The following is a 7,500-nucleotide window of genomic DNA, read 5'->3' on the forward strand; positions in this document are numbered from 1 at the left end:
TCCCCTGCCCCCCCCCCCCCCCCCCTCCCCCCCCCCCCCCCCCCCTCCCCCCCCCCCCCCCCCCCCCCCCCCCCCCCCCCCCCCCCCCCCCCCCCGCGTCAGGGGTCAGGCCGCAGGCTTGGAGGACGGCGAGGTCCGGCGTCGGCGCGTGCCCAGAGCCGCTATGGCCTCGGGCAGCTCGGCGACCCAGAGGCCGACAGGGATCCTGAAGGCGACGCGCCCGTTGAGGTGGTCGAGGTCGAAGGCGGCGCGCTGGCCGGGGCTGGTCACCAGGTGGACGGAATCCTCAAGGACCCACAACGCGGTTTCTGACGTGGTGTTGGGGTCGGATGCGGCTTCCCGGGCAGCTTCGACGGCGCTGGACTGCCAGAGCTCAAGGTCCTGGCGCGCGCTGCGGGGGCGTCGGTTGCCGGGCCACACGATCTGGGAGACGAAGGCGTAGACGCGCAGGGCGACGACGGCGTCCTCGAAGTGGGGGGCGTGGAGTACGCCCTGGTCGCGGGCTTTCCATGCCCACGATTCGCTCAGTCCGGCCGCTGTTGCGACGGCGCTGGTGCTGAGCTGAATGCTGGTCTCAGCCATCGGGTTGCTCCGCAGTCATGTGTGTTGATCGTGCTGCACACGCTACCGCATAAGGCCTTGGAATTTCTTGTGTCACTAGACCTGCCGTGTGTCGCCATGGCCGATGAGCCACCCGGTAGTGCCGAGTTTGAGCGGCTGTCAGTCTCCTGACTGCGCCAGAGGTGGCGAATCAGATCTAGTGACACGGTCGCAGAGAGGCAGGGAGGGTGAGAACTCGATCGGTGGACGACTAGGCATAGAGCAAGATGCATCGTCAGTTAGGGGAATGCACAGCAAGGGATAGGAATACATGCAGAGATGCCTGTAGCCGACGCAACAGCGTCGGCTACAGGCATCGGTATATTCAAGGGCTGGGTCGCAGCTCAGGCCTGGGGAGCTCCTCCGGCCGGGCTCCGGCGTTCCGGTCGGCGCAGCGCTCCCTCAGCATTGAGTGCGTGCAGCAGACGCTCAAGCGCAGCGGAGACCACGTACAGCCCCCGCCGACCGTAGTCCGCCTCCTGCAACTCCTGATGCAGGGAGGACATCAGGGCGTGCGCCTGCCGGCCCACACGGTAGGTCGACTGCTTGCCCTTCTCGACATACGCCATCCGGTCGTCGAGGAACTGCTGGGCCCACACGATCTGTTCGTCGACGCTCGTCGGGGCATGCCGCAGCGCCGCATCCAGATAGTGGCCGAATGCCAATCCGCCGTTGCCCGAGGAGCGGCGGTCCCGGGCAATGCGCGCCTTCAGCGCTGCCAGGATCTCGGGCTCGATACGGAAACCGTGCTGCTCCCACTCCTCCGAGCGGATCTTCGCCTGGGCGAAGCTTTCGTGGACCGCATTGTGTGCCCATGGGCCACGCGGGCTCTTGGAGCGGCGCCGGGGAGACGTGGCGGGAGCCAAGGCCGGGCTCGCCGGTTCGTCTTGGGCCGGCGTCTCAGGCGGGGCCTCGGTGATGACGGGGGTCGGCTCAGCAACGGGTGCTGGAGCCAGGGCAGTTGCGGGTGCTGGCACGGGTGCGGAAGTGGGTTCCGACGGCGCCTGTGACGACAGACCGGTGCCCGGGCTGGCTGCCTCGGCAGCGATCGGGAGGGCATTACTGCCCTGCTGGGCCTCCGAAACACCCCCCTGCGCCGGTTCCACTCGCAGGCCGCCGGTGGTTTCCTGCGGGGCCGGGGCCGGGGCCTCTGCCGGAGAGGCTTCCGGCATCTCTGTCTCATCCCGGCTCTGGGGCGGGACAGGGGCAGCAGGCTCAGCGGCCACCGGGGCACTGGGCTTAGTGGGCTCGGGCGCGGGCGTGCCTCCGCCGCCGAGAAAGGAACGCTCGGCAACCTCGTCCGCACCGGCGAGGAGGTTCTGCAGCAGCGCCGCCGGCTGCCCCTTGCCTCTGGCCGCTGACTGAAATGCTGAGGCGGACTTCTTCTTGCCCTTGCCGCCGGAGGACGAATTACTCATCGGAGGCCCCCGTGGCGATCAGCTCGGGGGTTTCCCACTTCTCGACCGGCTGGTCGATGCGCGTGAGAACCTCTCCCATCAGCCGGGCATACTGCTTGCCCGGGGCGTGGTTCGCGAAGCGGAGAACAGCCGGCTCCCCATAGGCATAGGAACCAGAGATCCGGTCATCCTTGCGGATATCCGTCACAAACGGGTACAGACCGGCTTCGATAACGCCGTTACGGATGTTGATCTCCTGGGCCTTCATCGTCGAGGGAGCGCTCGAACGGTTGAGGACCGCGCCCAGGTACTGCGGATCGCACTCGCCACCAGTCCGGCCCTTCACATACCCGACCGTCCCCCGGATAGCCACCGCTCCCTTGAGAGTGGAGTACTCCGGGTAGCAGACCGTCAGAACGTGGTCCGCGGCCGCTAGGGCAGTAGCCGCGAGCGAGGAGACCGCTGGCGGAGTGTCGATGACGACGAAATCGAAGAGGTCCTCGATTTCGAGCAGCATGCGGCGGAGAACCGGCGTGGCCTGGTACCCCTTCTTGTGAATGAGGTCCTGGGCCGCGGACATGGTCGACTCCTCTCCCGCCAGGAGATGGAGGGAGCCCCCGCTGTCCCAGTCCTCCAGCAGCTCTCCGCAGTCGAACATGATGGTGGGCAGCTCTATCCGCATGTTCTGCATGCGGGCCTGCAGAGCCCACCCCAGCGAACGAGCCAGCTGGTCCTCGCCGGAGAGGTTCACGCCGAGGGCCGTCCCGGCCTGAGCCTGGGGGTCGAGATCGACCACGAGGACCCGGTTGCCGGCGAGCGCGAGGCCTGCTCCCAGGTTCACGGTCGTGCTGGTCTTGCCGACGCCCCCCTTCTGATTCGCGACCGCGAGGACCTTCATCGCCCTGTTCCGCCTCTCCTGCTACATCGTCAGTGTCATGCCTGCTGCCTGGAGCCCCTTGTCACCAGGGCCTTGAGGATTCGCGCTACCTGCGAGAGCGAAGGAAATGCCGGATTCGGCGGCCTTTCCTGCGTCCACTGTGTCGCTCGTGGCCCGTTGCGCTCTAGTGACACGGGATCTTCGCGCATGACGATAACAGGACCGCCGACCGCTGATGTAGCCCGACGCGCGGAAGGACCTGGATGAGAGGGTCGTCAGGGTGGCCAGGGTGCCGGACGGTGACGGGGGGTCCGGCAGTGCCAGAGTGGAGCAGCAGAACGGGCGGGTAGGCGCCTCGTGACGTCGCCCGATGGCATGAGGCAGGGAGCGTCCCGTGATGCGTCAGTTCGTGGCCTGCATAACGCGATCCCCAGCAACGTGGCGCGATGGATGGGCACCCTGATGCGGGGCAACGTGAGCCGGTATGAGGAGCACGGGTAAGGGCGGCAGCCTGGCTGCTCGGCACCTGAGGGGCCAGTGAGGAAGCTCCGCTGCCTGTCCGATGGAAGACCAGCGGGTCGGCTCGCTGGGTAGCCCGTCGGTAAGGCGGCGCGGTATCGGACTCGTCCGCTTGCGCGCGGGCTACGTCGTCAGGAAGGCCTGTAGGGGCATACGGAAGGCGTCCGTCAGTCCACTCGCCAGCGCGTGCATGAGGCAGGTCGTTCAAGACCGGGCAGAGCAGCACCGGAGCGTGCAATGTGGCGAGTGCGTCGGGTCGGTGAAGCGTCCGCTAGGCGAGAAGCTGACGAGCTCGTCAGTTGAGCGGTCAGTGACGTGAGCAGTCGTACATGGCGTTGATCCGCCCGAACGATGGTGGGTCAGTAAGGGCGGTCGAGAGTCCGCAAGAAAAATAGGTGGACAGGTAGCTGAGCATGTGGGCAAGCAGGCGCCTAGGCAGGTGGATTGATGCCTCAGGAACTCGCTCGTATGTAAGGCAGATGCATGCACGAGTGGCGAGGCAGCACGCATGTCCGTCAGTCACCTGGACCGGTAGCGCGCTGGCGGGTCTGCCCGGTCACCAGGTGATTCGTTCGTCTGTCAGGCGACCACGCGGGTCGGGTGGGGGATCGTTAGCTAGTTAGCTAGCAACAGAGCACTACTTATAGGTACTGAATAGAGTATGTGCCTAGATGTAGTAAACGGTTCAGTCATCGGTGTGCTCATAAACATGCTCAACGATGCAATAATCGATCGATGTAAGAGTACCTGCCTTGAGTTATCTATCTCTACATGCATGCACATATCTATCGGTATATTTGCAGGTCAGAGGCATTAGAGGTGCTGTTCCCTCTCTCTGCACTGGCGATGCGGACGCGTCCTCGCACTCCCTTCTTTGCTGCGCTAGTGCCCCACCCGGGGAATCAGAGCCTGACCTCCTGGTGGTCTACCGCGGCACCATCGTGAAAGTTCTCGAGGTTACGGAGCACCCGAAGTGCAGGCACCGCTGGCACTTTGACGCCCAGATGCCGCGACGGGCCCGCTTCCACACCACAGCCGAGTCCTTCCTGGCCAACCTGACCCGCTGAGCCAGCCGTGCGTACGGCATCCATAGCCCCCGCCACGACGACGCCGCCTTCCAGCGCGCCCAGGGCACGACGGACACCCGGGTCGCGATCGACCTGATCACCGGCCAGTCCTCGTCGTCACAGGCATCTACCACCTACTAGCCCGCCTGACTGAGAGGTGCACATGACCGAGACCGAGACGTTCGAACAGCTGCGGGCTCCCTGGGCCGGATGACGCGGCGGACAGCGGCTTCGTCGCCCATCGCGGCCTGTACATCTCCGGTATCGACGCCCCGGCCGACGACCCTCTGCCTGACCGTCTTCATCGTGGGTGGGCATCAGCGGTGGGCCGACAGCATCGAGGCGCCGCTGCGTACATGGCCCGTGCCCACCGATCTCGTTGTCCGGGAGCCGAGGGCTTCGGCGATCCGGTTCGCCGCCGCACTACTGGAGATCGGGGGGTAGGGGGAGCGCGGCCTGGATCACCTCGGCGTCCAGCGCCTCTCCACAGCGGCCCGGAACCACTGTCAGATGACACGTCGGGGTTCCGGATATGCCTGGCGTGTCGCGCCTACCGGAGCGGCCGCAGGCACCGTGTGCCGCTTCGCGGCCTGACTCGCGACGTGGTCGGTTCGTCGCGACCAGTGCCGGCACTGCCGCTGTTGCCCCCCACCGCCTACCCGTCGGCCAGGGGGTTTCGTGTTGTCCGCGGACAACACGAAACCCCCTGGCCGACAGCACGGACACGGTGGTCGCCTGGCTCCACTGAGGACCCTGCCCTCGCGAACGCGCTCTTACCGAGATCGACCTCCTGCGCGTTTCCGGCACTGTCGCTCAGCCCGGTGCCCCTAGCGCCCCGGCGTAGCTCACCCATCGACGCCCCGGGGGTCCTGGCTGCCGCGCCGCTGCTGGGTACTGGCAAAGCCTGCTATTCGAAGTTGAGGAGTAGCGCTCGGGTCTATGGGCGCAAGGCTCAGGGGGCAGTTGGTTGAGGGATGGGCATCGACAGCCCCTCCCGCCTTCGGATGCTTCAGACCGGTATCGGGGACGCAACGTAGTTCCTCAGCAGATCCGATACCTCGCCAGCTGCTCGGCGGCCCACCCGACGCACCTCGAATGTGGATCACGAACTACTGCTCCTGTTGCCACCGTCATGTGGCTTGGGCGTCAGGTGGGAGGTGACGGTGTCACCCAGGTGGTCTGTCAGCGGGCCCGTGTGGGGGATGCCCAGGGTCTGGGACAGGGTGACGGCTTGAAGCCGTGTGGCGGCCTCAAGCAGGTCGGCGTAGGCGGAGGTAGTGGTTCGGATACGGTGCCGGGCGACGAGGCCGGTCGCCGCGGCGAGAGCGGCCGCTGGCCACCACCACAAGGCGAGCGGCGTGTAGAGAACGGCCCAGGCAGCCAGGGTGGCGGCTCGGGAGAGAGCGGTCCGGGCCTGGGTGATCTCGGTGCGGCCGCTGTCCGGGAGGATTAGCCCCACGTACGGCCAGACCGTAGCCAGGTCTAGGTGGTGATCGCGGTCCAGACGGATCGCGGCCGCGTGGATGCGGTCGCCGGTCCAGGTGGGGCGCTCGGGGCGGTCGACGGCGATCCTCGTACGCTGGTGCGCGGCGATGCTCAGGAGGATGGGCGACGGGCGCCGGCTCGGATCAGGTGACAGAGCCGCCTCGTACTGGGTGCGATAGTTGGTGTGCGCCGTGTCCCATCGGCGCTGCCGGGATGTCACCCAGCGCGCCGTCAGGTACCGGAACGGGTTGGGCCAAGTGTGCCAGTCCGCGGCCAGTGCGAGGCGTTCCACGAAGGCGCCGAACGCCTGAGCCACCAGGCCGACGGCGGCGGCACCGATCAACACGGAGACGAGAACCACTACTTGGCCGCCCGCCGTGCTGATGGCCGGGTCCTTCGCGTACGAGGTGATCTGCCGACTGAGGTATCCGAGGTCGAGAGCGTGGTCCCGGCGCAGAACGTGGGCGATGGCGGCGACCGCTGGAACGGGATGGGCGGAGTCGGCTGGGGGAATTGATGGATGTCCAGCTTGTTCAGATACCCAGACCGCTTGGAGCCCTCGTAGGTGAGGGTGTCCGGGTCGAGGTCGCCGAAGGCGACCAGTAGCTTGCGGAGTTCCGGTGTGAGGCGCGGATCCAGTTGCACGAGGCGCGCGGCGAGATGGCCGCGGGCGTCGTTGGCGACGCGGTTGTTCCGCCATCGGTAGCCGGACTCACCTCCAAGCCGGACGACGTTCGCTGTCGTCTCCAACGTACGGTTCCACCCTCACCTTGAGTTCCTTGCAGTACTCCAGCACCCGGCGGTGGTGGTACGGGATGCGGCCCGGGCCGAGGTTGAGGTAGAGCCCCTCGTCGAAGTCGCACACGTGCGTGCGGACGCGATGTCCGCGCGCGTCGACTTCAGAGAGCTCGTCACCCCGCCGGACGGTGCGGTTGCGGCCGCCGACCCGGCGCCAGGCCTCCAGGACCGTACAGCGGTAGCCGCGCTGGGACAGTTCGTAGGCTGCTGTCAAGCCGGCGACGCCCGCTCCCAGGATGAGGACTTTCGGGCGGTCTTCGCGGGAGGCGGGCGGAAGGCCCAAGCCACCGGTCCAGCCTGTCGCTTCGGAGCCCTCCGCGCCGGCCATGGCTCGGTACAGGGACTCGGCGGCTCAGCCGACAGGGGACATCACGGGCGGGGGCGCGTCGTCGGGGGTGCTCATGGCAGCCTCCAGAAGGAACGCTTGTGCGTTTTTTCAGATGAAATTCGGATGAATGGTGATGCATGCCGACCTTACGGATCCGCCCGCGGGCGGCGGCGTGTAGGAGCCGGTGGCGGAGCTTCTTGGGCTCAGCGGCGGCCAGGTCGCCGTCCAGCAGCAGGGTGCGGGTCCGGGCGAGCAGGTCGATCGCGGCCAGGGACAGCTCCAGCCAGGCCGCGTTCACCTGGAGGTGGTGGGAGGGGAAGCGGCCGAAGCCAGTTGAGGTGCCTCGAAGTTCTCGGACAGGTGTCCAATAGGATCGCCTGGAACAGGGAACGAGGAAGAAGTGGCGCCACCGAGGAAGTACTCGCAGGA

6 protein-coding genes and 1 pseudogene are annotated in these 7,500 nt (G+C 66.9%); all 7 read right to left on the minus strand.

Features of this window, described 5'->3' with window-relative positions; all coding sequences use genetic code 11:
* Positions 1-105: 105 nt before the first annotated feature.
* Entirely contained in the window at positions 106-582 is a 477-nt protein-coding gene (locus tag ACZ53N_RS35605; protein WP_466842202.1) for a hypothetical protein, read from the minus strand.
* A gap of 362 nt (positions 583-944) precedes the next feature.
* Entirely contained in the window at positions 945-2,018 is a 1,074-nt protein-coding gene (locus ACZ53N_RS35610) for a hypothetical protein (protein WP_469144894.1), read from the minus strand.
* Entirely contained in the window at positions 2,011-2,895 is an 885-nt protein-coding gene (locus ACZ53N_RS35615; protein WP_469144895.1) for a ParA family protein, read from the minus strand. Before ACZ53N_RS35615 ends, ACZ53N_RS35610 begins: the two co-directional genes overlap by 8 nt.
* Before the next feature lie 2,667 nt (positions 2,896-5,562).
* On the minus strand, positions 5,563-6,291 hold the full coding sequence (locus ACZ53N_RS35620) for a hypothetical protein (protein ID WP_469144896.1): 729 nt from the start codon (positions 6,289-6,291) through the stop codon (positions 5,563-5,565).
* 14 nt (positions 6,292-6,305) lie between these two features.
* Complete coding sequence (locus tag ACZ53N_RS35625) at positions 6,306-6,695, minus strand: hypothetical protein (protein WP_469144897.1); 390 nt, start codon at positions 6,693-6,695, stop codon at positions 6,306-6,308.
* Positions 6,658-7,071: a flavin monoamine oxidase family protein gene (locus ACZ53N_RS35630; RefSeq protein WP_469144898.1), complete on the minus strand. Its 414-nt coding sequence runs from the start codon at positions 7,069-7,071 to the stop codon at positions 6,658-6,660. Before ACZ53N_RS35630 ends, ACZ53N_RS35625 begins: the two co-directional genes overlap by 38 nt.
* Positions 7,072-7,231: 160 nt before the next feature.
* Positions 7,232-7,414, minus strand: a pseudogene (locus ACZ53N_RS35635) (IS1380 family transposase); the annotation flags it as partial.
* Between the last annotated feature and the right edge of the window lie 86 nt (positions 7,415-7,500).

The sequence above is a fragment of the Streptomyces sp. NPDC033229 genome, from assembly GCF_055576875.1.